The following is a 26553-nucleotide window of genomic DNA, read 5'->3' on the forward strand; positions in this document are numbered from 1 at the left end:
TTCGATTCCGTAATATTGCTATATTACGAAATCGAATGCTTCCCTTTGCGTAAGCTCAAGCCGTCCCGACAAGCTCGGGACGATTTCCGGCTGGTCTCAAGGTGCCGGTGACCAGAGCCTTGCAAGATCGAAGTTGTTGACGTCCTCAAGCAGCTCGATAAAGCCGCGTGCTGCGTGATCGAGCGATTGCCGACCCTTTTCAGCCGTGGCCAGCGAGGCGTTGCCGAGCGCGCCCGTTTCGTTTAGATCCTGCGCCTTCCATCCGTATTGGGCTTTGCCGTGGCCACGCAGATGCTTGAATTCCTGCAGGTAGGTTTGCTGTTCCGACGGAAAATCGGTGGCAAGCTCCATGCGGACAAGATCAGGACGCAGATGTAACATCAGTGATGTTTCGATGTCGCCGCCATGTATGCCGTAGGTGAATTCCGCGTCGGCATACAGCCCGTCGGGCTGACCGAACCGCAGCCAGTTGGTGGCGGTGACGAACATGTCGTGTTTCACGCGCAGCTCCCGCGCCACGATATCCAGAACAGGAACGTTGCCGCCGTGGGAGTTGATCAGCACAAGTTTGCGAATTCCGGCACGAGCGACGCTTTCGCCCAGCTCTAGCCAGGCGCGTGTGACCGTGTCCCAGGCTAGGGTCAATGTGCCGGGTGAAGAGATGTGTTCGTCCGATTTGCCGACGGCCTGTACGGGTAGGAAAGTGACAGGCAGACCAGTGGGCAGAAGCTCGAGTACCCGCTTGACCTGACCTTCTGCAATCGTCGTGTCCGTCGACAGTGGCAAATGCGGGCCGTGCTGTTCGATGGCCGCAACGGGAAGAACCGCGATCCAGTCTTCAACTCCTTGCGACTGAAAGTCGAGGGTTGTCATGTCTTGCCAATAAGGCTTGGGCAGCATGGATCCGTTCCGCTTTGAAGATACGTCACTTTCTCCTTTGCATAGCGTGTCCGGGCAGGCAAGAGGCGGTAGCAGAACGGCCATTGAGCGAGTGGGTCTTCACGAACTTATGATGCTGGATTCTTAACCGGTGTTTAGAATTTGCTGACGCCTTTTTGGGACAATTCGCGCCATGATCGGCGCAATCCTGTCAAATACGCCGGCAACGATCCTAAGAGGAAGCGGTGTCGCGGCCGAACGCGATCCTGGTTCTGGGGAAAATACCCAGGGCCGGGACCAGGCTTCTGCGCGTGCAAGCCAGGCAAGTGCCCAGGCAATCTCTGCCCGTGCCGGCAATACGCCGACCTTGACCGCACAAGCCGTGATCGCCCTGCAGGAAGTCGACGGTTCTGCCGATGCGCCAGGTAGATCCCGCCAGGCAACTGCACCCGGAACTCCCGAGAGCGAAGAGACCGAGACCGGAACGCCCGCAAATTCGGCGCCTGCTGGCGACAGTGCTGATGCTGAGGCCGAAGCCGCCAGCGGTGGAGCTGGTCAGGCGCAGGATGATGCTGCAAAGGACGAAGATACTGATGGCGACGGCCTTGACCAGGCCGAGGAAAAGCAGGTCGACAAATTGAAACAGCGTGACCAGGAAGTCCGTGCCCATGAGCAGGCACATGCCCGTGTTGGCGGTGCTTATGCCGGGGCGCCCAGCTACACCTTTCAGCAGGGACCGGACGGCAAGCGGTATGCCATAGGGGGCGAGGTCCAGATCGATACCTCCAAGGAACGCACACCGGAAGCCACGATCCGCAAGATGCAGGTTGTCATTCGCGCTGCGACCGCACCTGCCGATCCGTCTTCTCAGGATCTGAAGGTGGCGCAGCAGGCAAGGGCCCAGATTTCCGAAGCGCAGGCAGAAGTCCGGCAGAAGAAGTCGGAAGAACTGTCCGGGGATGATGACGACGGGAATGTCAATTCCGCCTCCGGTCCCGATCTTGAGACTGTCGGTGCGGACAGCACGACTGGCCGGAACAATTCTGGCGGCTCGGATAGTGCCGAGACTGTTGGCGGAACGAGCGGGGACAGGGCCCGGGCGGAAACCGCTGCAGCCATTTCCGCCTATCAGTCCGCAGTGGAGCGGACCAATGAAATCCAGTCCCGTCTGTCCGGGCTGGCCACTTGAGCCAGCAATCCTGGTCCTGCACAGAATCGAGACCTGGCTGCAGGCATTTTTTCCTATCGCGGAAGCTGGTTTAAGGCGCTGCTTATTTCACCCGGAATGATGCTTGTCAGGCTGGCACTTGCGTGACAGAAAGACGGCTCCCTTTCGGGCGCTCGCCCTCCCAGAAAATGTTAGCTCCATGTCAGTTTCAATTCAGCGCCAAGCCATTGCCGCGCGTCGTGTCGTTTCGGCGATCTTCTTCATGTGCGGAACCAGTATCGGTACGTGGGCATCGCGAATTCCCAATATCAAGTCTGCAACCGGGCTCGATGAAAGCGGCTTCGGCATTCTTCTGCTTGTCATGGCTTGCGGTGCGTTTGTCGCCTTTCCCATTACCGGAATGCTGATCGACCGCCTGGGCGCGGCCCCCATGACAAAGTTGCTGGCGGTCGCCAACATCATCAGTTTCGTTCTGATCGGTCTTTCGCCCAACGTGGCCTTGCTGACAGCGGCATTGTTCCTGGCAGGGCTGAGCATTGGTGCGCTGGATATTTCCATGAACGGCTGGGGTGCTGAAGTGGAAAAGGCGCTGGAGCGTCCGATCATGTCCTCCTATCACGGGCTGTACAGCCTGGGTGCGGGTGTTGCTGCCCTGGCCGGCGGGCTTGCGATCATGGCGGATCTCAGCGTGCTGTCGCATTTTGTCCTGTGGGGCATCGTCGCGGCGCCATTCCTTGTCTGGTATTGGCGCCAATCCTGGCCGCAGACCAAGACGGAAAACGAAGATGGCAGCAAGGCACCGCTTTTCGCTCTGCCCAAGGGGGCTCTGGTGCTGGTCGGGCTGATGGCGCTGGTGGCAGCGCTGGGCGAAGGCGCAGTTACGGACTGGGCCGCGCTCTATCAGATCGAGGATCTTGGCATTGCCGAGTCGATCGCGCCCGCCGCTTTCACGATTTTCTCTATCGCCATGGTGATCATGCGCCTGTCCGGTGACAAGGTGATCGCCCGCTTCGGGCCGGTGCCGACAGCACGGGTCAGCGGTATCGTCGCGCTGCTCGGGTGCATCCTGCTGGTCTCCGGCGCAGGTCTGTGGTCTGTGTGGGCCGGCTGTTTCGTGATGGGCCTTGGATATGCGGTGCTGTTTCCGCTTGCCATGTCGCGGGCAGCCAGTGATCCGCACATGTCGAAAGGGGCTGCCCTTGCGGCCGTTGCGACACTTGGCTATGGAGCTTTTCTGTTCGGTCCGCCGCTTCTGGGCTTTGTTGGCGACTATCTCTCGCTGAGAGCGTCGTTCATCACCGTTGCGGTGCTGACGGTTGCCATTCCGCTGCTTGCAGGGGCGCTCAAGGTCAAGGACTGACGGGCACTGTGGAGACGGTTCACATAACGGGAACGCTGGAAGCGATCACATGACGTCACACAAGAAGGCCCCCGTCGTCGTATCCCTGAACGGTATCGGCAAGGTTTTCGAAAACGGCACAACCGCGCTCGACGATTTCTCCCTGGATGTGCGTGAGGGCGAATTCGTGTCCCTGCTTGGGCCATCCGGGTGCGGCAAGTCGAGTGCGCTCAGGATCATCGCCGGATTGTCCGATCCCAGCACGGGCACCGTTTCCTGGCCGGCGGAGCGAAGCGGGCAGGAGGAACATGAGCTCGGGTTCGTGTTCCAGGAGCCGACCCTGATGCCGTGGGCAACGGTTTTTGCCAATGTCTGGTTGCCACTGCGGTTAAAAGGCGTATCTCGCCAGGCTGCCCGGGACAGGGTGATGGAAGCACTTGCGACTGTCGGACTGGCCGACTTTGCCGAAGACTTTCCCCGTCAGTTATCCGGCGGCATGAAGATGCGGGTCTCGATTGCCCGGGCGCTTGTCACCCGGCCAAAAGTTCTTCTGATGGACGAACCCTTTGCCGCGCTCGATGAAATCACCCGGTTCAAGCTTAACAACGACCTGCTGCACCTGCAGAAGACCTTCGGCTGGACCGTGCTTTTCGTGACGCATTCGGTATTCGAATCCGTCTATCTCTCCAGTCGCATCGTGGTGATGGCCGCGCGGCCAGGCCGGGTGATACGCGAGATGGAAATCGACGCACCTTACCCGCGAGAAGACAGTTTCCGGACCTCCGCCGAATACAGTCAATATTGCCGTGAGGTTTCCGATGCGCTGCATGGTGCACTGGAGCCGGCTGACGCGCTTTGAAAGGCGTCGGATGTCCGTTAGTGGTCTGTATCACCGTTCGACAGAGGCACTTCAGCGGTCGGTGCATCAAAAGTTAGCTGGATAACAGGCGCCAAGTCTGCGCAGTCTCAGTAAAATCGACTTTTCCCGGGCGAGTGTCATTTGACGGTTAAATACTCCCGCTAGGGTTCCGCCGCATCATTGATGAACGTGATTCGAGTTGATTGGAAGACGGGGTTGCTGCGATGGCTTTTAATTACAAGAAAAGCATAACGTTTCGACTGGTTCAGGCGGCGAAGGCGCAGCGGGCCCGGTCCGGGGCGCATCTCATGCGAATCGGGCTGCACCCCGGCCAGGAACTGGTGCTGAAGGTTCTGGCAGATACGGACGGGCGCACAATGAGCCAGCTGGCTCTCGCGCTTGGTGTGCAGCCGCCCACCGTCACCAAGATGGTGACCCGGCTTTCCAGTCAGGGATATGTTCGCCGCCAGGTTTCCGACACGGACGGCCGTCTTGCCCGCGTTTATCTGACCGATGTCGGCCGTGAACTGGTGCTGTCGGTGGACAAGGCCTGGAAGCGTCTGGAACGGGAAGCCATGTCCGGTCTGGAGGACAAGGACCGCAAGAAACTGCGGAAGCTGCTGCGGCAGGTCGAGAAGAACCTGTCGATTTCCGTCGACGACGACCCGGAACACGAGGCCGATTTCGACACAGACGGCGATGAAGTCGCGGAAGCCGAAGCCAAGGAAATAGACAAGGCCAAGACGAAGGAACTTTCAGTGGCCTGATCCGCGTCTGGCTGCCGAATCTCCCGTCAGCCGCCAGATGGCACCATGTGCAGGGCGGCCGGGAAAGATTACAAATCCGTCATTTGAAAAGGGGCGTTGTGCTTCTTACCTCCGTCGCAGCCAGACTGGCACATACGGAGGATGCACACATGCAACTGAGGTATCGGACGATAAACGAGGACCGCGGTGCCCGCCGGGCAGCAGAGCTGCGAGACCGGTTCCGGCACGTGTCGGATGCTTCCATCAACCACCCGCAATTCGGTTTGAGACACGGTGCGCAAGCCCGCACCTGGAGCGAGGTCAAATCTCGTCAGTCTCAATTTCAGGAGCTCATGGCCTGGAGTGTGCTGGCGGTGGTGATGGTCTTCATCGGATTGATGATGCTCTAGACATCGCTGCCATCCTGGCTGAAACCGACCGGTGACGCTTCGGAGAAAGCGGCACCGGCACGAGATGAACACGCGGCGAACGGCTGGACCGTTCGCCGCTTTTTTGTGTCTACCGGCTATGGCCCATCTGGGGGATGCAGGGCTCTGCTCTCCGGCGCTAGAGCATTCGCGTTTCACAAACGGTTGATCCGGCTTATGAAGATTGTCGAGGACGTCGCAAGCAACCGCTGTGGTCAACAGCAACTGGGGGAATGTCATGAGTGTCGCGGTGACTGGCGGGAGAAAGAATTGGCTCGGGCAATCCACAGCCGTCAGGCGCGGCAAAGCTGCCCGGCTCTCTGCGACGCTGGATCACGGCAAAACCCTCCGGCCTTTCCTGGCATTCATTGTCCTCCTTGCCGGAACAAGTTCAGCGGCAACCGCGCAGACGCCTGATCCCGAACCGAAATTGCCCGCGGGTCTTGAAGCCGAGATTGCGTCTTGCAAGGCGGATCCAGCGAACCGGATCGGCGGCGCCGCGATTGTGGCGAGTGCCTGGAGGACCGGGCAGCGGAACGGCGGGCGGAACTGGACCGCAGACGCGAAAAACTCGCTGAACGGCTCTGCAATCCCGCGCATACGAAACAGCTGTTTGAAGGTGGAAAAACCTGGGAGGCGCTGCGCCAGAGCGAATGCGGATTGCTTGGCAAGCTCCCGGGAAATACCGCGTCCTATATCAACATGGCGTCCTGCGAGATGACGCTGGCACTTCAGCAAAGCGAGGCGCTGGCTTTACTGGAGGATTTTGCCAATCCGTGGTGCCCTTCCTACGAACTGGTCGAAGACGCAAGCCGGAAGGGCGAGCCGGTGCCAGGGGAAGCGGTCGAGATTGTGGGCAGCTCCCTGTCGTGGACATTCGAGCCCACGCCAGACGCCCGGATCGTCGTGTCGGACAGTGTGTCCGGAGAGGTCGTTCCACTCGATATCTCTGGCTGCTCGTTTTGTTCGGGTGATGCGGACAATTGCGAGCAGGACGGTATCTACACCATGCGCGAAGACCCGGAACGTCCGCTTTTTGTCGCGGTTTGCCACAAGGGTGCACATTCCCAGCGTCTGACCCTGTTCGACCCGGTTGTCCGGGGCGCTGAACCCGTCGTCGAGAGTACGGGCGAATATTTCATCGAATGGCAGATTCAAAAGGGACGGCTGGAGTACCTGCCGGACGGGGCAGGGGACGCAGTCTGGCCCGAATACGACTGACCAATCGCTGTCGGCTGGACTGCGTTCATTTGAATGCAGTTTCCAGTTCCTCCAGCAAGGCCTTGATCCGCCGCACCCCTGACCGGCCTTTTGGATAAACAGCCTGTAGCCCGGCGGGGGGCAGCTCGAATTCCCGCAGCAATGGCACGAGTTTGCCCGCTGCCAGGTCTTCAGCAACATCCCACTGGGACTTGCGGGCAATCCCGAACCCGGCGAGACACCAGTCGCGCACCAGCCCGCCGTCATTTGCCGTGCGCCGTCCACTGACCGGGCAGCGCACTATCTTGCCGTCGATCAGGAACTGCCAGGAATTGTCGGGCTCGGAGCCAAAACGCATCAGCAGGCAATCATGCCGGGCAAGGTCCCGGGGATGGTGCGGACGGCCATGGCGTTCCACGTAGGACGGAGCGGCACAGACAATCCGGGCGTTGGCCGCAAGCTTGCGGACGATAAGTGTTGAATCCTTCAACTCGCCATACCGGATCGCAACGTCGTACCCCTGCGAGGCAACGTCCACGAAACCGTCACTCAGGTGAAGATCGATCGTCACGTCCGGATGAGCTTCCAGAAACCGATTCAGCACAGCCCGAAGGCGTGTTCTGCCGAGGTCAAGCGGTGCCGACAGGCGAATGGGTCCGGCCAGTCTTTCCGCGCCTAACCGGATACGGACATCCAACTCTTCCGCCTCGGCAAGCAGGCGGCGGGCGCCGTCCAGCAGCAAACGTCCTTCCTCGGTCAGACTGAGGGCGCGCGTGCTCCGTGTCAGCAACCTGACGCCGTAATGAGCCTCAAGCGCTGCCAGCCGCTCGGACGTCGTAGCGGGGGAATAGCCCATCTCCCTGCCCGCGGAGGCAATGCCTCCCGTTTCCGCAATGCGCACGAACAGCGCGAGATTGTCCATCATTATTCGAAAATTCCGAATTTAGGTTTCGGAATTGTCTCAATTATCTGGCCTTGCCGCAAGCATTAGGTTCGTGGGCAACAAAGGCAGTCCGATGATTGCTGCCGGAAAGGAAACGGGATGCTGCTCGATCATATCACCATCAGAACCCACGATCTCGTGACGACACGTGCCTTCTTCCTTCAGGTCTTCGACGATCTGGAGGAGCGTCCGCGTCCTCGCCGCATCCGCCAAATTCCGGGGCACTGGCTCTACTACGGCAATGAACCTCTCATTCATCTGATCGGAATTCCTCCACACGCCGAAGAGGATCGGCAGGCCGACGGCTGGGACCACATCGGTTTCCGCCTCGAAGGTTACGAGGCCTTCCGGGCAAAGCTGGAACGGCTCAGCATTGCCTATTCCCCCATGGAGCTGTCGGAACTGGGCGAGCGTCGTCTGTTCTTTCGCACGCCCACCGGTCAGCTGATTGAAACCGTCTTCCGGGAAACCGACCAAAGGAGTGCGTGAGATGGCATTTACCCAGGAAACAAGAACCGTGGTCATTGGCGGCACATCCGGCATCGGAAGTGCCGTGGCCGATGCGCTGGCACGCCGGCCGGGAGAGGTCTTGCGCGCAGGGCGCTCCAATGGTCTGGACGTTGAAGACCCGAAAGAGGTTGCTGTCTATTTCGCCGCGATCGGTCCGGTTGACCATGTGGTTTTCACGGCCGGCAGCCAGGCACCGGGTGGACCCGTGTCCGGTCTTGATCTCGAGGCAGCCAAAACCGCTTTCGACACGAAATTCTGGGGTGCGGTCGCGGTGGCGCAAGCCGCGGCCAAGCATGTTCGACCGGGCGGTACCATAACATTCACCAGCGGTTTTCTGGCGCGGCGAACGGTTCCAGGAACCTTTGTGAAAACCGCAATGAATGCAGCGCTGGAGGCAGGTGCCAAGGTGCTGGCGAAGGAGCTTGCTCCCGTCCGGGTCAACGTCGTCAGCCCGGGCCTTACCGATACATCCGCTTACGCCGCAATGGATCCGGCCGCCCGGACAGCCATGCTGAACAAGGCTGCAGAGACCCTCCCTGCCGGGCGGTTCGCAAGACCGGCGGATGTGGCGGCAGCCTATCTCCTTCTGATCGACAACTCTTCCATGACCGGTGCCGTGATCGATGTTGACGGCGGCGCCCTGATCAACTGACGTTTGTGAAAGGACTTTCCATGACCAGCCTGTTCGACCGATATGACCTCGGTCCCCTTGCCCTGCCGTCACGTATCGTGATGGCTCCAATGACGCGCTCGCGCAGTACGCAGCCGGGCAACGTGCCCAATGACATGATGGCGGACTATTACGCCCAACGGGCAAGCGCCGGGATGATTGTCAGCGAGGCCACGCAGATCTCATCACAGGGCCAGGGTTACAGCTTCACTCCCGGCATCCATTCGGCGGAACAGGTCGATGGCTGGCGCAAGGTGACGGACGCCGTTCACCAAAAAGGCGGACGCATGGTATTGCAGCTCTGGCATGTCGGCCGCATGAGCCATGCCCAATTCCAGGGTGGAGGTCAGCCGGTTGCTCCCTCGGCCATCGCCCCGGGTGCGTCCATCTGGGCGGTTGATCCGGAGACCGGGCAGGGTGGCATGATCGAATGTCCCGTTCCGCGAGCACTCACGGCTGAAGAGATTTCTGCCATCGTCGAGGACTACCGGACAGCTGCAGCCAACGCCAGGGCAGCCGGGTTTGACGGTGTCGAGATCCATGCCGCCAATGGGTATCTGATCGACGAATTCCTGCGATCGACCTCCAATCGGCGGACGGATGCTTATGGCGGCAGTCAGGAAAACCGTATCCGGTTTGCGCGGGAAGTGGCCGAAGCCGTTTCAAAAGTCATCGGGGCGGAGCGGATCGGCATTCGCTTTTCACCCTTCATCACCCAGCGTGGCATGGACGATCCGGCAGCACCTGAGACGATCCTGAAGCTCGCCGGGGAACTGGACAAAATCGGTCTTGCCTATGTTCATCTTGCCGAGGCCGATTGGGACGACGCGCCTGAAACGCCCGAAAGCTTCCGGGCTGCCTTGCGAGAGGCCTACTCCGGTACCGTCATTGTTGCCGGCGGCTATACCAAGGTGAAGGCAGGCCGGATCCTTGCAGATGGATATGCGGACCTCGTTGCCTTCGGTCGTCCTTTCATCGCGAACCCGGACTTTCCGCGCCGCCTGGCGGACGGAGTGCCGCTTGCCGATTTCGATGGGTCGACGCTCTTCGGTGGCGATGCCGCAGGATACACAAGCTATCCGGTGGCAGCATGACCACACCAATGAGCAAGGCAGAGATTGCAATGGCGACCGACAGGGTCGGGACGCATCTGGTGTCGGAAGAAAACGGCGTGAAAGTCTGGCATCTCCGACTGGCGCCGGGCGAGACACTGCCTGCCCACCGGCACGAGCGGCCGTATTTCTGGACCGTCCTGACCGATGGCAAGGCCGTCTCACGTCAGGCGGATGGCCGCATTCTGGACGTGACCTACAGGGCGGGTGATACCCGGCATATGTCAGATCTGTCGCCGGATACGGCCTTCGTGCACGATCTCACCAACACGGGCGAAGCGGAACTTGTTTTCGTGACCGTCGAATTCGTTCGGTAAACGGGTTTCGGCGTCAGGACGAGTGGAATGAGGACGATACCTGTTGCTTTGCTGCGAGCACAGGACCGTCCTTTTCAGCGTCTGCGGCAGCATCAGGCGGCGTATACTTGTGCGTTTATTTTCAGCTTGAATGACGCTATAATTGTGTCCTTGGGTTCCGAAGCCTGGGAGAACGTGCGGTTGGCCGTATTTTGACCGACAAGACGCATATTCTCATCCGACCGTCGGCGGTTGACTGACGTGCCGGCTCGAAGAGACAGGCTCCATTGTTTTAACGATTCTCGATACGGTGTTGGTCATGCCGGTAACCAGTGCAGAGCTGAAGCAGCATCTGGAGCAGAATGAAGCGGCTGTCGACAGGGTGTTGCGCCGGGTTCAGGGGTTCACGGATTCCCTGATGACGCTGGATGCCTTGCGCAGCACGGCGGGCATCACCGGGCAGCCTCTTGAAGAACTGCTGGCTGATTTTCTGAACGAGGAAAATCTCGGCTGGGAGTTCATGTTCCACCTCACCCAACCAATCGAGCCGATCAACGCCGCCAATTTCGACCTCGAGGATCTCGGTGATTTCGCGCACAAGATGCTGGGCTTCAAGCTGTATGTTTTCGATGAAATAGGATTTTGCGGTATCGCGACACTCGTGTCTCACCGGCTCGCGCTGACCGCCTGGCATGTGACGGTCAAGGACAAGCGGAAGGAGCGCCGGTCCGGCCTCACGGTTCGCACGCAAGAAGGGAGCAAGTCGCTGCGCGTGCTTGGTGTGCGTTTCGAGATGCCTTGCCATGACGATCAATGGGATGTCGGCCTGCAGGACGGGGATATCCTGCGTGCCAACCCGGATGTCGCCTTGCTCGCCATCGAGCAACCGATGACAACGTATTACGAATTGCCGGCGAAACCTCCGGCGTGGATCACCGGGCGGAGAAAGCTTTGCCTGAGCCACAGACAGGACGACAACGGCAGGGGCGTCACCTTCGTTACCGGTCGTGCGACGATCGATGATCCGCCTCGTATCCAACTGGAATGGGAGGACGGTGTCACCAGACCCGGGTCGTCAGGCGGGTCGGTTTTCGACACGGATCTTGCATTCGCCGGTTTCCATCAGGGACAGCTGAATGGTGTGTCCGAGATCGTTCCTTACGCCACCTTCGCCGGCATAGACGAGTTTACCCAGGCAATTGCGGAGGACCGGGCACCGCCTTACATCTATTCGTTGACGGGGCGTGTCGATGGTCATCTGATTATTGGGCGGCAACGCTATTGTCATGCCATCCATGACGTTGTGCGGGGAGCCGCCCGTCACTTGCGCGGGATCTGGATCAAGCGGATGGAGATCGACCAGACGACGGGACTGGAATTTTCCTACGATCTCTTGTGTCAGGTTCTGGCGCAGAACGGTCAAGCGGCGCAGGTGTTCAGGGTTGAACTGTCTCTGGGAATGGAAGACCTGCTGGAAACGCTGAACGAGAGATTGCATGGCGGAACGCCGCTGCTGGCGCGGCCCGGGGCTGCGGACGACGAAACCAGTGAAGGGGCGAGCGACAAGGATCGTGCCAGGCAACTGGTGGACCTCCTGGCCAAGACGACCGGCGCGACCGCGGACAGGCCGAGCTGGATCTATTTCGACAATCCGCGCGGAGGCCTGCGCAAGGCGGCACAACAGCAACTGGAACTGCTTCTGGCAATGATCCTGAGCGATACGCGTCTTCGATTTGTCATGGCCGGGGGCGAGACCTACAGCGTTCCGGGGCCAAAGGCGGAAAATGCCAGTGCGCTGACCGGGCCGGGAGTGATGGTGGATTACATCGGCCAGTTCGACCGCGAGGATGTCCGTCATACGCTTGAGGCGATCAACCGATCGCTGGGGCTTGGCCTGCCGACGCATGTGGTCGATTTCGTTCTGATGCAGGCCCTTCACGGCGTGCAAGCCCAGGGAACGGTCTATCGCAGTGCGGAAGTGAAAACCGTGTCGGAGAATCTGCAAAGGTCTCTCGCACCGTTGCTTCCGGCCCAAGGAGCATCATCGCCATGAGCAAGGACGGTGATCAGCTCGCGGAAGGCCTGAAGGCGGCCATGCGGTTTGCCGCAACGCGCAAAACCTTCACGCCGCGTGATGCGGTGGAGGCAGCTTCCAAGGTCTTGCAGGACAAGCTGACGCCATTGACGATTGCCCGGTTGCTGACGGAGCTCAACAAGGTCGTCCTGGAAATTTCCTCCGAGCCCGTCTGGTCACTTCGCAACGGGCCGCGCCATGGTGTGCTCAAGACCATCGAAACACCGGAGGAAGACACACCTGTTGCCAGAGCCCTGCGTGGGGAGGAACCGTTCTCGCAGGAGACCATCGAACGACTGATTGCGGAGACACCGGATCTGCCCGAGCAGGATCAGCTCAAACGGATCGAAGAGATATCCGATGACCTCGACAGGGCCGGACCGAGTGCGCCTGCCTATCCGTTGCTGGTGCGCCTGCGCGGAGTGATGAACCGCGTGGATGCCGCAAGGCGGGCCAATGCCATGCTGAGCCGGGAGTTTTTTGGCCGGGAGAAGGAACTGGCCCGCTTGCTCGACTGGTGCGCGCGGCCCCAGGAAAAAACACCTGTCAGCGCCTTGTTCATCACCGGCCTGCCGGGCATCGGCAAATCCTTTCTGATTGACCGGGCAATGGCGGAATACAGGTCTGTTCAAAAGGCGCCAATCGTTCTGCGCCTGGACTTCGACCGGCGCGGGCTGAACCTGGAAGATCCCGACAAGCTGGTGCATGAGCTCTCCCGCCAACTGGGCGATATCCTGACAGACGAAGCCCCCAGACTGCGCGATCTGAGGCTCAAGTATTCCGGCAATGCGGAAACGACCGGCACGACGGTGAGCAGTACCCTTTTGCCGACCGAGCTGGTCGATGCCATGGGCGCTGCGGTGCGGTCGCATGGCGGGCAGGTGGTCCTGGTGCTGGATACGCTTGAAGTGTTGCGCGGTCATGGCGAAACCCGGCCCATTCTGCTGTTCGAGGTTCTGGACAATCTGGTGCGGGCCGGGCTGTCGCCGATCTCGATCATTGCGGCCGGACGGGGAGATGCGCTCGATTCCGTCCGCAAACGCATCGAGGGACCGCCTCTGGAGCTGGAAGGCCTGAGCGAGACGGAATCCCGCAATCTTCTGGACAAGTTGGGGGCTCCGCCGGATTTGCATGACAGGATCTTCGAACTTTCGCGTGGCAACCCGCTGATGCTGCGGCTTTCAGCCAAGGTAACGCAGGCGGAGGACTTCGATCCGGGCGAACTGGAATACGGCGAAGCAGGCAGCATCACGGAAGCCTATCTTTACCGGGCTATCCTTTCGCGCATTGACGACCCGCTGCTGGCGAAGCTGGCACACCCTGGTCTTGTCCTGCGCCGGATCAGCGCCGAGGCAATCCAGTTCGTTCTGGCGCCGGCGCTCGGGCTCGGTGAGCATATCGACGAAGCTGCGTCCAGGCGACTTTGGCAGGAACTCAGCAACCACCATTGGCTGGTGGCCGTTGACGGTCAGGACTGGCTGAAACACCGCAGCGACCTGCGGCGGGAAATCCTGCCTATGCTCTACGTCGAAAAGCCGGAGCTGGCCGCAAGAATAGACCGGGCGGCGGCGAACTGGTTCGCCGGGTTTGACCGTGAGACCGCGCTCTATCATGCCTTCCAGGCGACGCGGGCCGGAGACCCGATGCCCGAATTCACCGCAGCCGACGTTGCGGGCCTCAGCGAAGATGAACTGGACGAACTTCCTCTTCCGGCGACGAACGCCATTCTGCAGGAGCGCGGCGAGCGCTCACGCCGGGCGCGCTACACCAGCAGCGAGCAGGGAACATCCGAACCGGTTCCGACTTCGAAAGCGGAGGAGGTCGAGCCGGAACTGGTCCGCGAACTCGAACTGACCCTTCGGCGGGGCGATGTGTTCGAGGCCGATCATATCTTCACCCTCAACAACGCCTTTCCGCGAAATCCCTCACCTTCCCGTCCCGAGGCCGCGGCAACGCTTGCCTATTTCTGGCTCTCCGGCCAGTGGGCGCGGGCCATGTCCCTTTGGCGGAAGCTGCCGAAATCCTTGCTGGAACGATTGAGCCGGGAAGACCCGGGCCTCTACGGGCTGGTCCTGCTGGAAATCGAGGCGGAAGCGGATTTCGACGGACTTGTCGCCCGGTTGCGGGGTGATGAAAAACTGGCGGCAACAGCCTGGCAGGCGCGTTCCGAGGGTTCCAGGATTGCCCTGAAGGGGGCGCTGGAATTCGCTCTCATGGCCAGCCAGGAAGGGCGGCCGGAGTATGTGGAGATCCTGGATCCGGTTGCCATGTCCGTCTTCAGGTTCGGCGAGAGAGTTTCGGAGTACCCGGCTGACGCAATCCGGCAGGGTGCCAACCGCGCCGAGCGGTTTGCGATCATGACCGGACAGCAGCATCCCGACACGGATCAGCACACCATTGCCCGAATGAACCCTGCGATCGCGCCCTTGAGCGTTCTTGCACGCATTCAGCACAGTCCGCGCATGGCGCAATATCTGCGCGGCTTTTACGAGGGGTTGCATGAAACGCTGGAGATGCTGGGAACGCCTGATCTCTTCGACAGTTTCGAACGCTATTCCAGCGACATCGAGATCGAAGGACCGGAAATTCTGGGGGCACTGGGCCTTACCTGCGACTGGGTAGGGGCATTTGCAGTGTTCAATGCTGTTCCGGATGCGCCGACGGTTGCGCGGGCGGCCGAACGGTGGCGGCGCTTCAGTGGCGGTATCTGGTCCTACCCGGGTACGCCGCCGTCTTACTGGGGCAACGGCGAGAGCGATGTCTTGCTGATGGCGCGGGTCAACAGTCTGCTTTCGCGGAAGGATCCGCCGGCAACCGCCCGTGCGCTGTTGCGGCGATTGGCCTATGCGGCCGACTATCCCGACACGGAAGAAGGGGCCCGGCGTGCCCGGAGTGTTTTCGAGCGACGGCTGATGCGGCCTCTGGCAATGGCGATGACCGCGGGCTCTGCCCAGGACATTGCAGCTGCCCTTGCACCCAGGCTCATGGGGCCAGCCCTGACAGCGGCGTTGGCCGTGATCGGGGCTGATGCTGCGAAAAGAAACGAACCGGTCGACGCGTCGACATTGTTCTAGTCGCGTGCGTTTGCAGGTTCGTCAAACACGAAAGAAAGGAGAGAACCGGGCACTGTTCAGGTTCCGTGTTTCCGGCAAGGCCGCAAGCCTCGTCGATGCCCGAACCTATGGGGAATACCGGACAATAATACAGACATTGATATTGGAGGAATTTCCATGAACACGCGAGCATTATTGGAAAGTCAGGGACGGCTCGAAGCATTGAAATCGGGCGGACGGCTTGAGGCTGCGAAACGCGCCATCGAGGCAGGACACCCCTTTGTTGAGCAACTTGGACTGGACATACCGGATACGCTTGATGCGCTGGATATGTCCCTCGGCCAGCTTGAAGCCGCCGGCACGCCGTTGACGCAACTGGAAGCCATCGTGCGACTGGTTACCCGGCCGCCGATGGTTGTTGAAAACGGCGCGGTCTCGCTGATCCCGCTGCCGGATGAGTTCGGTGCCGACATAGACATCAAGATCAAGCGGAACGAACACTGGATCGGCTCGATCGGGCGGGTTGAATTCATCAACCACTCGATGACCTGGGGCGGAACCGCCTGGGTGGTTGGAGAAGAAGCCGATGGCCGGCATCTTCTGGTCGTGACCAACCGGCACGTGGCCAAGATTGTCGCACGCCGAAACGCCAGGGGAGAGGGTGTCTTCATGCGCTCGCCCTTCACGATGGTCCGTTACGGTGCGCGCGTGGATTTCAACGAAGAGGTTGGCGCGTTGCCGTCAGACGAGCGCCCGGTCGAGATCCTTCGCTTCACCTATCTTGCAGATGATGCCAGCGCCGATGTCGCGATCGGGCGGATCGAAAAACCTGCCGGCTTCGCCGTGGCGCCCTTGCCTCTGGTGGATACGGACGCGGAAACGGACGAGATCGTTGCGGTGATCGGCTATCCGGCCTTCGACAGCCGAAACGACCGCACCGAAATGGAGAAGTATTTCAAGGGCCTCTACGATGTGAAGCGGTTTGCTCCGGGCAAGATGATGCCGGTTGAGCCGGGAACCGTGCTCAGCCACGACTGCACCACGCTCGGTGGAAACTCCGGCTCACCGATCCTGAGCCTTGATCGCAACAAGGTGGTTGGGTTGCACTTCGCCGGAGCCTATGGAATTGCCAACAGCGCTGTCAGGGCGAGCACATTGCGGGATCTTCTGTCAGGCAACCGGCCCACGCAGGTTCTGGTCGAGGCTAGCCTTGAACAGGAGGTGGCCGACGGTTTCCACGACCCGAACCATTTTATCGGCCGGAACGGCTACGATCCCAACTTCCTGTCGAAAAAGGTCGACTTTCCGAAGTTGCCGGACGGCATGTTCAATCTGGCCAGCCCGACGGATGCGCTCGCCGGCCGTCCGCATGAGCTGCGCTATACCCACTTCGGGCTTCTCTATGATGTCGATCGCAGAAGCCCCGTGGTTACTGTCGTCAACATCGACGGCGAAAAGGCAATCAAGATCAAACGCAAGAAACCGGACAAGTGGTTTTTCGATCGGCGCATTCCTGTGGAAGCACAACTCGGCAAAGGCGACTTCCCGGGAGATCTGGACCGGGGACACATGGTCCGGCGCGAGGACCCGAACTGGGGCGATGACCGCCCGGTGGCGCAACTGGCAAACGACGATACGTTCCACTACACGAACGCCTCGCCGCAGCATTCCTCCCTCAACCAGAACCGGTCCACCTGGCAAGGTCTGGAAAACCATATCCTCGACAGCACAAAGACCCATGCCTTCCGGGCAACGGTCTTCACAGGCCCCCTTTTCGACGACGACGAGGATCCGTTCCTCGATGGGGTCGGCATCAATCTGCCCCTGCAGTACTGGAAAGTGGTGGTGATGGATGCCTTGCAGGACGACGGCAGTCTTCGCCTGCACGCGACCGCCTATCTGTTAAGCCAGGGACAGGCCATTCAGAAATACCTGCAGGACCGCCGCGAGTCGGAAGCTGTCGAAGGGTTCGCCTTTGGTGAGTACAAGACGTTCCAGGTGTCGGTTGCCTTTCTGGAAGACCTGTCGGGCTTCGATTTCGGACCGTTGAGGGATGCAGACCCGCTGGCGGCGCTTGCAGACGAGCTTGAGCTGCCCGACAGCCGACCGCAGTTTGTCGAGATCACGGGAGCAGATTCTCTGGTCCTGTGAGGAAATGTGAGCCTGCTGTGCGCGTGAGATGACCAATCGGTCCGAGCATCCGTCTCGGCAGGTCCCTGCCGTTGCTCCGGTCTTTGCCTTTATCGGCAGGGCCGGAGTGGCAGGTGTTTGATATCGACGACTTGAGTTGCGCTAGACCAGGAACGGGTAGCCACCCTCCAGTTTCAGAAGGGCGATCTTTGTTTCCGTACCGCCCGAGCCGGAATATCCGCCAAGGCCGTTTGCCGACAGGATCCGGTGGCAGGGGATGATGATCGGTATCGGGTTGGCGCCGCAGGCCTGGCCGATCGGCTGTCCGTATGTGTCCAGTTCCCTGGCAAGGTCGCCATAGGTGCGGGTTCCGCCATAGGGGATTGCGAGCATCGCCTTGAACACCGCCTGGTGCAGCTCGCCGCCTTTCGGGGCGAGCGGCAGGTCGAAGGTTTTCAGATCACCCGCAAGATAGGCCTGTACCTGGCGTGCCGCTTCCTTGAGCAACGGTGTTTCTTCTTTGCCAGAGGGCCCGTTCCAGTGTAATTGGGTGATTGCGCCGTCAACTTCCGTAATGGAAAGGCGTCCCAGCCATGTTTCAATTTCTGCAACCGGCATAACCGCCCCCGCTTGTCTTTTAAGGTTAGGTAGTGGGTTGGTGCAATTATCTCAACCGGACCGTTCCTGCCGGGACATGTCCGCTACTCTCTTTTTCATCTGCGGATGATCGTTTGAAAAGGGCCGCCGCCGATGGCGCATGACAGTCAGCACCGTTCGACCGGCAATGCCGCCGCTGCCACGGCGCCGCTCGCCGGGATCGGTCTCATCGTGCTGGCTTGCCTCAGTTTTTCCGTTCTGGATGCAACGGCCAAATACATGTCGGCCAGCCTGCCGACGCTGCAGATCGTCTGGATGCGGTTCGTCAGTCATGTGATCCTGTCCCTGGTCCTGTTCCAGGTCTGGAAGAAACCTTCGCTCCTGAAGACGAACCGGCCGGTCCTGCAGATCGTGCGGTCGTTCTGTCTGCTCGGCACCACCATTTTCAACTTTCTGGCAGTTCGTTACCTGCAGCTGGCCGAAACCATGTCGATCATGTTCGCCGCGCCATTCGTCATCACGGCGCTTGCCGGGCCGCTGCTTGGGGAATGGGCCGGATTACGCCGCTGGATTGCGATCATTGTCGGCTTCATCGGGGTTCTGGTGGTCACCCGGCCAGGACTTGGCGGTATGCACTGGGCGGCGATCTATTCGGTTGCGGCCATGTCCTTTTACGCGGTCTATGCGCTGCTGACACGCCAGCTCACGGCAACAGACAGCTCTGCCGGAATGCTGATCATTTCAGGTATTGTCGCAGCCATTGCCATGGCGCCGGCCGGTATCTCGGTCTGGGTCACGCCTCCGGACCTGTGGACATGGGTTCTGCTGTTCGCGACCGGCGCTTTTGGTGCGGGTGGGCATTTCCTGTTCATCATGGCGCACAGGATCGCGCCTGCACCGGTGCTGGCGCCCTTCATCTATACGCAGATTGTCTGGATGATCGCGCTTGGCTTCCTGATCTTCGACGACGTGCCCACGTATACGACCATTCTCGGGGCAGCCATCGTTGTCGCGTCAGGCCTCTACATCCTCTACCGGGAACGCGTGAAGGGGATCTGATCAAGGCTGCATCTGCCCGTACGCTGGCCTTAGGCGGTTGACGGGATTGGATAGTTCCCGTCTTAATACCCGCCGGGGTTAAAACAACCGCCGGTCAGGAAGGATCGCCAGCCTTTAAGGGAGGTGTGGGATGGAGCTGAACCGCCGCAGGTTCTTGACAGGGGCAGCAGCCACGGCAGGCTCATTGGCCTTGCCGCAGGTGGCGCACGCCAATGCAGCTGCAAACGCTTATTTCAGTGGCTATCAGGAAGATAGCGGGTTTCAATACAGAAGAACCAACTTCAAGAAGATCGATCCCGTCTGGCATCGGCAGATGGTGAAGTATTTCAGTGACGAGCCACCCGGCACTGTGGTGGTCGATACCAACAATCACTTCCTGTACTGGGTATGGGAAAACAACACCGCGCTTCGTTATGGCGTTGGCGTCGGGCGTGAAGGCTTCCAGTGGTTCGGCCGCGCCCGGATTGACCGCAAGGCCCTTTGGCCGCGGTGGGTGCCGCCACCGGAGATGCTGAAGCGGCAGCCGGATCTTCCAAGAATGGTCGAAGGCGGAGCTGCCAACAATCCACTAGGGCCACGGGCCTTGTATCTCTACCGGGATGGAAGCGACCTCGGGTACCGGCTGCACGGCACGCTGGAGCCCTGGAGCATCGGCCATGATGTGTCGAGTGGCTGCGTGCGCATGTTCCCGGAAGACATTGTCGACCTTTACCAGCGCTGCCCGAAGGGAACCGGCGTTCTGGTGCTGGAGCATCTTGGAGAGAAAGCGGGCTGAGCCCGTTCATCCGGAGCAATTTGCAATCGACCGGCGGAGCTGCAGTCGAAAGGGCTGAGGGCTGCCGGGCGAGGGGGAAACTTAAAGAGGATTTGGGGGCTTCCTTGGAAAATACATTTGGCCGGATCGGCCGGGGCGCAGTCTTTGCGCTCATGATCGGATTTGGAGTGGCCGGCTGCAACAGCGCCGGTGGATTGTCGTCACCCGATGTGACCAACGCACCGGCCGCCGGTTTCGGAAATATTTCGTCGGGTTCGGAAGAGGAATTCATCATCAATGTCGGTCGCCGGGTCTATTTCGACCAGGGCTCGGCTGTGGTCACCGATGAGGCCCGCATCACAATCGAAAATCAGGCCAAGTGGCTGAAGTCGAACAAGAAGTGGCTGGTCAAGATTCAGGGCCACGCCGACGATCCGGGCAGCGAGGCTGCGCAGAAGACATTGTCGACCCAACGGGCGAACGCGGTCATGGCCGAACTGGTCAAGCTGGGGGTCAATCCCAAGCGCATGTGGGTGAAGGGGTATGGCGTGGAGCGTCCGGTAACGGATTGCGACAAGGTCACCTGTCAGTCTCAGAACCGCAGGGTTGTCGTCAATCTACGTGAGGAATTCGACGATTCCGCTCCCGCTGGACGGCGCTGATCTTTGTGAGGGGCTTCGATCCCAAACTTCGGAAAAACAGAAAAACCTGTTTACCCAGAGGGGAGAGGGCTATAACGGTCTCTCCCAACGCCGCTGCGGTTATTGAGAAATAGGAATGTCTGAAGACAACGGTTCCCCTCCCTCCCAGCCGGAATTTCCGCAAAAGCCTGGTAAAAGGCTCACTCTCGGGCACATTGCCGACCAGCTCGGTATTTCCACGGCAACCGTGTCGCTGGCGCTTCGGGACAGTCCGCTTGTTGCCGAGGAAACCAGGGCGAAGGTCAAGCAGACCGCGGAGGAGATCGGATATATTTACAACCGGTCGGCGGCTTCTCTCAGAACCGCCCGCAGCCAGATTGTGGGCGTTGCCGTTCATGACATCCTGAACCCTTACTTCGCCGAAGTCTTTTCTGCGCTCGAGGACGTTCTGGAAGAGCAGGGGCAGATGATCTTCATCTGCAACCACCGCGACGACGTCAAACGCCAGCGTGCGTTCGTCAACACGCTGCTGCAGCACCGCGCGGACGGATTGATCCTGTGTCCTTCGGTCGGAACCTCGGCCGAAGAGATCAACAGGCTGGTGGACCAGGGGATACCCGTTACGCTGGTGGCGCGCGAGGTTCCGGGGGTCTGGGCACCGTGCGTACGCGGTGACGATCTTGCCGGCACCTATCAGATCACCAAGCACCTGATCAAACAGGGGCACAAGGACATCGCCATGGTTGGCGGTCGCCGTGGCAGCTCGACCGGCCGCTACCGCAATGCGGGCTGGCGCAAGGCGCTGGAAGAAGCGGGGATCGATCCCGCGAGCCAGCTTGACCTGCCTGAGCTGATGACTCAGGCCGATGGCCGGGCCGCAGTGCCGAAGATCCTGGAAGCCGAACATCGCCCCACAGCCATCGTCGGCTTCAACGATCTCGTCGCCCTTGGAATGATGACCACGTTCCGGCGAGCGGGGATCGAGCCGGGGCCGGACATGGCGATTACCGGTTACGACGATATCGACGGCGCCGATGCGCGTACGCCCGCGCTGACGACGGTGTCAGCCCAGCCGGACAAGATCGGGCGGTTGGCAGCACTGACCCTGCTGCGCCAGATCGCGGGTGACCGCGTGCCCAATACGCCCATCGTGATCGAACCCGATGTGCGGATCCGTGAAAGCTCGCCGCCTCCCGGCGTGCGACTGGCCCCCAAGCTGGCCGACTAGACAAGTCGGCTGGCGGTCGCAGCCTGCTTTTAAGAGGCCGTCAGATCATCCTGTCGACCCTCGCCTCGCGCGGGTCTGGAACAATCCAAAAAATTTCTAGGCGGCGGTTCCCTGAAACCGGCTCGCGCTTCGCCTGTCCGCGATGACTGCAACGTGGCTCGTCATGTTCGGATGCAAAAACGGGCGGCCAGAGCCGCCCGTTCCAGGTGTTCCTGCTGTTTCAGGTCAGCGCGGCTCGTCCGCCAGACCCTTGAAGATGGCGTAGCAGGCCAGCAACAGCACGATCGTGAAGGGGAATCCGGTCGAGACCGCCATTGCCTGCAGGGCTCCCAGGCCCCCGCCAAGCAGAAGCGCGATGGCGACCAGACCTTCGAAGGTGCACCAGAACACGCGCTGCGGCACCGGCGCATCGACCTTGCCACCTGCCGTGATCGTGTCGATCACCAGAGAGCCGGAGTCCGAGGAGGTGACGAAGAACACGATGACCAGAATGATGGCGATGAACGAGGTGATCGATGCCATCGGCAGATCGGCAAGCATGCCGAACAGCGACAGTTCAGGGCTGTAGCTCGCGATCACGTATTCATGCACTTGGCTGTCGTTGCTGGCCAGGACCTGTTCGATGGCGGTGCCGCCGAACGCTGTCATCCAGATTACGGACACGATGGTCGGAATGATCAGGACGCAGACGATGAACTCCCGAACAGTGCGGCCACGGCTGACGCGTGCAATGAACATGCCGACAAACGGCGACCAGGAAATCCACCAGGCCCAGTAGAACGATGTCCACCCCTGGCGGAAGCTGTCGTCCTCGCGGCCGAACGGCATCGACAGCGGCACGATTTCCCTGCCGTAGGCAATAATGTTGGCGAAGAAGTCGGAGACCAGCGTTGCGGTCGGACCAGCGGCAATCACGAACACAAGCAGCAGAGCCGCAATCAGCATGTTGATTTCCGACAGAACCTTCACGCCGCCGTCGAGACCACGCAGAACCGAGACCAGCGCAACGCCGGTGATGCCGATGATCAACACGACCTGTGCCGTGGTGCTGACAGGAATGCCGAAGACGAAATCGAGACCCGCATTTGCCTGCTGGGCGCCAAAGCCAAGTGAGGTCGCGAGACCGAACAGGGTCGCGAACACGGCCAGGATATCGATGACATGGCCCGGCCAGCCCCAGGTGCGCTCACCGAAAATCGGGTAGAACACCGAGCGCATGGTCAGCGGCAGGCCCTTGTTGAAGGAGAAGATCGCAAGAGCGAGTGCAACCACGGCGTAGATCGCCCAGGGGTGCAGGCCCCAGTGGAAGATGGTTGCGGCCATGCCCATGGCCTTCGCGGCCGCGACATTTTCCGGAATGATATTGCCGTCGGCGTCGAAGGGCTTTGGCACACCGATCGGCTCGGAAAAGGCCATGTGATAGACCGGTTCCAGAACGCCGAAGAACATCAGGCCAATGCCCATGCCGGCGGCGAACAGCATGGCGAACCAGCCGAAGTAGGTATAGTCGGGTTCGGCGTCCTTGCCGCCGATGCGGACGTTGCCGAGGGGAGTGACGATCAGCGCCAGGCAGACGAGGACGAAGACGTTGCCGGAGATGATGAAGAACCAGTCGAGGTTCGATGTCAGCCACTTGCGCAGATGATCGAACATCGGGCCGACTTCGGTCTGAAAGGCAAGGGTCAGAAAGACGAAGGCAACGATGGTCAGGCCAGAGACCAGGAAAACCGGATTGTGGATGTCGAGGCTGAAAGGGCCGACAGAAGTTTCGATGTTGTCCTGGCCAATCTCGTATTCGGTGTCGATGAGATTGGCGGCGCCTTCCGGATCCGGAATGCCTTGATTGTCGCTCATGGGAGCGCTCCTTTTGTTCGGGAAACGGGTTATCTCACGAGGAAGACGGAAACATCTGCATGGCTCGCGACGCGTCCACCGTTCGACGGCCAGAAGTGATCCGGCACGTGCGGGATGTGCGTTGCCATGACCACGAGGTCCGCACCGGTATCGTGAACAGCCTTCAGAATCGCGTTTTCCAGGTCGACAGCCGGATCGTGAGAGAAAACGGCATGACCGGAAGCGGTGATTCCGTGTTTCTGCCCTTCTGCGGCAGCGTAGGCAGCCAGCTTTTCCCGAAACTCGTCCGGAGTGTGGGCAAGGGCGCTTGGGGTGTTTGAAGTTACCGCCGCAAATACCACGGGAATACTATTGGTTTTTGCTATATAAGCACCCGTTGCGATGGCTTTTTCAAGTTTATCCGCATGACTGAGGTCAATCGGAACTAGTATTTTTGTGAACAAATGTCCCTCCAAGATCTGTTCAGGCAAGAATATACAAGATTCAAGCCGTAGAGGTCCTTGCGCGGAGGGTCCGCTTCAGTATTGCATTCTAGTGTAATGTCGTCTTGTCCCGCTCCGCTACGATTACACTACTGTTGCATATACGGAGGGCGGCGTCAAAAGAACGGCAAGAATACGTCCCGATGCGACATATTGGCGCGTTGGGTTTGAATTAGCGCGCAATTTTGCGCGGGAAGCCGGGAAAACGCTACGGCATCGCGTGTCGAACGTGGCCGCGAGCAGGCCAGACGGTCTAGGCCGGTCAGAGGGCCGGAGCGTGTTCCGGATTCGAACTCTTGTGGGCAACGCATTTGTTGCGGCCCGTCGCCTTTGCCTCATAAAGCGCCGTGTCGGCCTTTTGCATGAGGGTCGAAAATTCCAGATCTTCGCGAGCGACGGTGGCAAGGCCCATGCTGCAGGTGACCGTCTGTTTGACGATGTCGAGCTGGCATTCCTCGATAATCTTCACCCGCAGGCGTTCACACACCAGCATGGCATCTTCGATTTCGGCGTTGTGCAGGATCATGCAGAACTCTTCGCCGCCGACCCGGCCGAAGATGTCGACAGCACGCAGGGCGCTGCTGACGGTATCGGAAAATTTTTTCAAAACCTCGTCGCCGGTGGCATGGCCGTACAGATCGTTGATCTGCTTGAACTTGTCGATGTCCATCATCACAGCCGTGAAGGGGCGTTTTGTGCGGCGGAAGCGCTGCACTTCTGTATTGGCCCGTTCCAGGAAAGCGCGGCGGTTCAGGATCTGGGTCAGGTCGTCGATGCTGGCGACCCGCTCCAGGTTGATCTTGGCGTTCATCAGGGCCTGGTGATCGCGCTGGCGGGCGATCTCATGTCCGACCCAGTCCGCGAACTGACGCACGATCTGAAGATCCGACGGGGAAAATGCCCTTTTGCGCACGTCCGGGGCGGTGAAGTTGATTGTCCCATGAACTTCACCATCCACGAGAATCGGGGCGCCGATATACGTCTCCAACTTGAAGATCTCGTGGCAGGGATGCCTGGCGAACTCCGAGCTCGCGGCATTTGCGGTCGCGATCGGCTCTTCGGACCTCAGCGTCAACAGACAATAGGTGTCCTGCAACGGGAACGAAGTGCCCGGAACGAGTTCTCCTTCCGGGCTCTGGGCGTGTGTGATCGTGTAGTGGTCGTCAATCACGTGACTGATAATGCCAAAGGGAACCTCGAAATGTTCGGTCCCCAGACGCAGGATTTCGGCAATCTTGTCTTCGTGGCCGAGCTCGCGGGTCGAAGTGATGGCATAAAGTTCGGCCAACGTACGTTCCGTTTTCTTCCGGTCGGTTATATCGGATATCAGAACCACGATAGCTTCAACGGCACCATCATCGCCGAAGCGCGGGTTACAGCTCATCAGGCATTCGCGCAAAATGCCGTCGGGAAAATGGAAGCTGACTTCCGATGAAACCTTCTCACCGCTCATCGCTTCCTCGAAGATCGTGCGAACGGCTTCGCGTTCCTTCCAGGGCAAGCGGTCACGAAGCCGGGTGCCGATGAGAGTTTCCGGTTTTTCGTTGAACCAGTCACACGCGGTCTTGTTGATGAAGACGCATCTGCCCTCCAGATCGACCTCGGTGACGCTGGCGACAATGTTGTCGGCCATGAGCGAAAGGTTCTTGTAAGCGTTTTCCGCCTTGGCCTGAGCGTGTTTGAGTTCCGTGATGTCGAACCGGATGCCGGCGATGCCGCCGGCGCGGGTGCGGGTTTCCGAAATGCGCAGCCAGCGGCCGTCACTGAGGTTTTGCTCCAGGATCGAGCCATCGCCGGCCTGATGCCGATCGAGGCGCTCCGCCAACCATTCGTCGTCCGTCTTGCCGCCCGTCTCGTATTGCTTGCGGTTTAGGCCGAACCGCAGGATGTCCTCGAAACGATTGCCGGGGAACATGGCCGGTGCCGAATGGGCATAGATCTCGCGATAATTGTCGTTGCAGATAACCAGCCGGTCATCCTTGTCGTAGAGTGCGAAGCCTTCCGAAATCGCGTCCAGAGCATCTTCAAGCGTCAAGGCGATGTCGCTCAGTTTGCTTTCCAGCGCCTTTCGTTCCGCCTGATCCCGCGCGATAAACAGGATGCCGGTCAATGTGTGATCTGTATCGAACAGCGGTGCGCTGACAACCTCGACGGATACGGTCGACCCGTCTTCGAGTGCCAGATCGATTGAATAGGCCTTGCGGTTCCGGTGATCCGTTGGCGATTGGTAGAGTTCCGCCATCTGGGCGAACTGGTTCGGATCGGCGAAGAACCGTTTCGTTGTCGTGCCGACGACCTTTTCGCGATCCACCTTCAGCAGTTTGGACATAGCCTTGTTTACGAAAACGATGGTGCGTTCGGGGTTGGTCACGAGGACACATTCGTTCAAATCGCCGAACGTCTGTTCAAGATCCAAAGTGATGTTCTTGGTCATTTCCGTCCCCATTGTCCGACCTTTGTGCGGGCCGCGGTGTCATTCAAGACAATAAAAGTTTAATAAAAGGGATACGTAACGGAAGACTCCTTGAAGA

Annotated in this window: 23 protein-coding genes; 17 read left to right on the forward strand and 6 right to left on the reverse strand. The window is 59.8% G+C overall.

Annotated elements, in window-relative coordinates; translation table 11 throughout:
* Nucleotides 1-96: 96 nt before the first annotated feature.
* Nucleotides 97-900 carry a creatininase family protein gene (locus B0E33_RS15670; RefSeq protein WP_077291703.1) on the reverse strand — a complete coding sequence of 268 codons (804 nt, stop codon included), beginning with the start codon at nucleotides 898-900 and terminating at the stop codon, nucleotides 97-99.
* Between the two features lie 172 nt (nucleotides 901-1072).
* On the opposite strand from B0E33_RS15670, the gene B0E33_RS15675 reads away from it, so the two are divergent.
* The 6 genes from B0E33_RS15675 to B0E33_RS15700 all read left to right on the forward strand — a co-directional run bounded on the left by B0E33_RS15675 (nucleotide 1073) and on the right by B0E33_RS15700 (nucleotide 6640).
* Nucleotides 1073-2068, forward strand: a complete 996-nt coding sequence (locus B0E33_RS15675) for a putative metalloprotease CJM1_0395 family protein (protein ID WP_077291704.1) — start codon at nucleotides 1073-1075, stop codon at nucleotides 2066-2068.
* 178 nt (nucleotides 2069-2246) lie between these two features.
* Nucleotides 2247-3407, forward strand: coding sequence for an MFS transporter (locus tag B0E33_RS15680; RefSeq protein ID WP_077291705.1), 1161 nt, complete (start codon nucleotides 2247-2249; stop codon nucleotides 3405-3407).
* Nucleotides 3408-3456: 49 nt separating this feature from the next.
* Nucleotides 3457-4245: an ABC transporter ATP-binding protein gene (locus B0E33_RS15685; protein WP_062486936.1), complete on the forward strand. Its 789-nt coding sequence runs from the start codon at nucleotides 3457-3459 to the stop codon at nucleotides 4243-4245.
* Between the two features lie 224 nt (nucleotides 4246-4469).
* Nucleotides 4470-5012, forward strand: a complete 543-nt coding sequence (locus B0E33_RS15690; protein ID WP_077291706.1) for a MarR family winged helix-turn-helix transcriptional regulator — start codon at nucleotides 4470-4472, stop codon at nucleotides 5010-5012.
* A 149-nt stretch (nucleotides 5013-5161) separates the two neighbouring features.
* A complete protein-coding gene (locus B0E33_RS15695) occupies nucleotides 5162-5401 on the forward strand; it encodes a hypothetical protein (RefSeq protein WP_077291707.1) in 240 nt (79 codons plus the stop codon).
* 480 nt (nucleotides 5402-5881) lie between these two features.
* A complete protein-coding gene (locus B0E33_RS15700; protein ID WP_077291708.1) occupies nucleotides 5882-6640 on the forward strand; it encodes a DUF1311 domain-containing protein in 759 nt (252 codons plus the stop codon).
* A gap of 25 nt (nucleotides 6641-6665) precedes the next feature.
* On the opposite strand, the gene B0E33_RS15705 is transcribed toward B0E33_RS15700, so the two are convergent.
* Nucleotides 6666-7544, reverse strand: a complete 879-nt coding sequence (locus tag B0E33_RS15705) for a LysR family transcriptional regulator (protein ID WP_208997637.1) — start codon at nucleotides 7542-7544, stop codon at nucleotides 6666-6668.
* Nucleotides 7545-7661: 117 nt separating this feature from the next.
* Here B0E33_RS15705 and B0E33_RS15710 point away from each other — a divergent pair, with 117 nt between their 5' ends.
* From B0E33_RS15710 to B0E33_RS15740, 7 genes are all read left to right on the forward strand, one after another.
* Entirely contained in the window at nucleotides 7662-8051 is a 390-nt protein-coding gene (locus B0E33_RS15710) for a VOC family protein (RefSeq protein WP_077291710.1), read from the forward strand.
* A 1-nt stretch (nucleotide 8052) separates the two neighbouring features.
* Entirely contained in the window at nucleotides 8053-8724 is a 672-nt protein-coding gene (locus tag B0E33_RS15715; protein ID WP_077291711.1) for an SDR family oxidoreductase, read from the forward strand.
* 20 nt (nucleotides 8725-8744) lie between these two features.
* The gene (locus B0E33_RS15720) at nucleotides 8745-9836 is read left to right on the forward strand and encodes an alkene reductase (RefSeq protein ID WP_077291712.1); all 1092 of its coding nucleotides are present in this window, start codon (nucleotides 8745-8747) and stop codon (nucleotides 9834-9836) included.
* Nucleotides 9833-10171: a cupin domain-containing protein gene (locus tag B0E33_RS15725; RefSeq protein ID WP_077291713.1), complete on the forward strand. Its 339-nt coding sequence runs from the start codon at nucleotides 9833-9835 to the stop codon at nucleotides 10169-10171. Before B0E33_RS15720 ends, B0E33_RS15725 begins: the two co-directional genes overlap by 4 nt.
* A gap of 298 nt (nucleotides 10172-10469) precedes the next feature.
* Nucleotides 10470-12203, forward strand: coding sequence for a trypsin-like serine peptidase (locus tag B0E33_RS15730; RefSeq protein WP_156912420.1), 1734 nt, complete (start codon nucleotides 10470-10472; stop codon nucleotides 12201-12203).
* A complete protein-coding gene (locus B0E33_RS15735; RefSeq protein WP_077291715.1) occupies nucleotides 12200-15298 on the forward strand; it encodes an AAA family ATPase in 3099 nt (1032 codons plus the stop codon). Before B0E33_RS15730 ends, B0E33_RS15735 begins: the two co-directional genes overlap by 4 nt.
* Nucleotides 15299-15454: 156 nt before the next feature.
* Nucleotides 15455-17428, forward strand: coding sequence for a DNA/RNA non-specific endonuclease (locus B0E33_RS15740; protein ID WP_156912421.1), 1974 nt, complete (start codon nucleotides 15455-15457; stop codon nucleotides 17426-17428).
* Nucleotides 17429-17569: 141 nt separating this feature from the next.
* Here B0E33_RS15740 and B0E33_RS15745 read toward each other — a convergent pair whose 3' ends face one another.
* Nucleotides 17570-18025, reverse strand: a complete 456-nt coding sequence (locus B0E33_RS15745; RefSeq protein WP_023003661.1) for a methylated-DNA--[protein]-cysteine S-methyltransferase — start codon at nucleotides 18023-18025, stop codon at nucleotides 17570-17572.
* 132 nt (nucleotides 18026-18157) lie between these two features.
* Here B0E33_RS15745 and B0E33_RS15750 point away from each other — a divergent pair, with 132 nt between their 5' ends.
* From B0E33_RS15750 to B0E33_RS15765, 4 genes are all read left to right on the forward strand, one after another.
* Nucleotides 18158-19063: a DMT family transporter gene (locus B0E33_RS15750; protein ID WP_023003659.1), complete on the forward strand. Its 906-nt coding sequence runs from the start codon at nucleotides 18158-18160 to the stop codon at nucleotides 19061-19063.
* A 130-nt stretch (nucleotides 19064-19193) separates the two neighbouring features.
* Nucleotides 19194-19838, forward strand: coding sequence for a L,D-transpeptidase family protein (locus tag B0E33_RS15755; RefSeq protein ID WP_077291716.1), 645 nt, complete (start codon nucleotides 19194-19196; stop codon nucleotides 19836-19838).
* A gap of 104 nt (nucleotides 19839-19942) precedes the next feature.
* Nucleotides 19943-20479 carry an OmpA family protein gene (locus B0E33_RS15760; RefSeq protein WP_023003655.1) on the forward strand — a complete coding sequence of 179 codons (537 nt, stop codon included), beginning with the start codon at nucleotides 19943-19945 and terminating at the stop codon, nucleotides 20477-20479.
* Nucleotides 20480-20594: 115 nt separating this feature from the next.
* Nucleotides 20595-21686: a LacI family DNA-binding transcriptional regulator gene (locus tag B0E33_RS15765; protein ID WP_055661151.1), complete on the forward strand. Its 1092-nt coding sequence runs from the start codon at nucleotides 20595-20597 to the stop codon at nucleotides 21684-21686.
* Nucleotides 21687-21911: 225 nt separating this feature from the next.
* Here the strand turns inward: B0E33_RS15765 and B0E33_RS15770 are convergent, their stop codons facing one another.
* The 3 genes from B0E33_RS15770 to B0E33_RS15780 form a co-directional block, all read right to left on the reverse strand.
* On the reverse strand, nucleotides 21912-23540 hold the full coding sequence (locus B0E33_RS15770) for a BCCT family transporter (RefSeq protein WP_077291717.1): 1629 nt from the start codon (nucleotides 23538-23540) through the stop codon (nucleotides 21912-21914).
* Between the two features lie 29 nt (nucleotides 23541-23569).
* The gene (locus tag B0E33_RS15775; protein ID WP_208993452.1) at nucleotides 23570-24010 is read right to left on the reverse strand and encodes a universal stress protein; all 441 of its coding nucleotides are present in this window, start codon (nucleotides 24008-24010) and stop codon (nucleotides 23570-23572) included.
* 274 nt (nucleotides 24011-24284) lie between these two features.
* Nucleotides 24285-26456, reverse strand: coding sequence for a diguanylate cyclase (locus B0E33_RS15780; RefSeq protein WP_077291718.1), 2172 nt, complete (start codon nucleotides 26454-26456; stop codon nucleotides 24285-24287).
* Nucleotides 26457-26553: the final 97 nt, after the last annotated feature.

It is taken from the genome of Roseibium algicola (assembly GCF_001999245.1).
Lineage (GTDB): Bacteria > Pseudomonadota > Alphaproteobacteria > Rhizobiales > Stappiaceae > Roseibium > Roseibium algicola.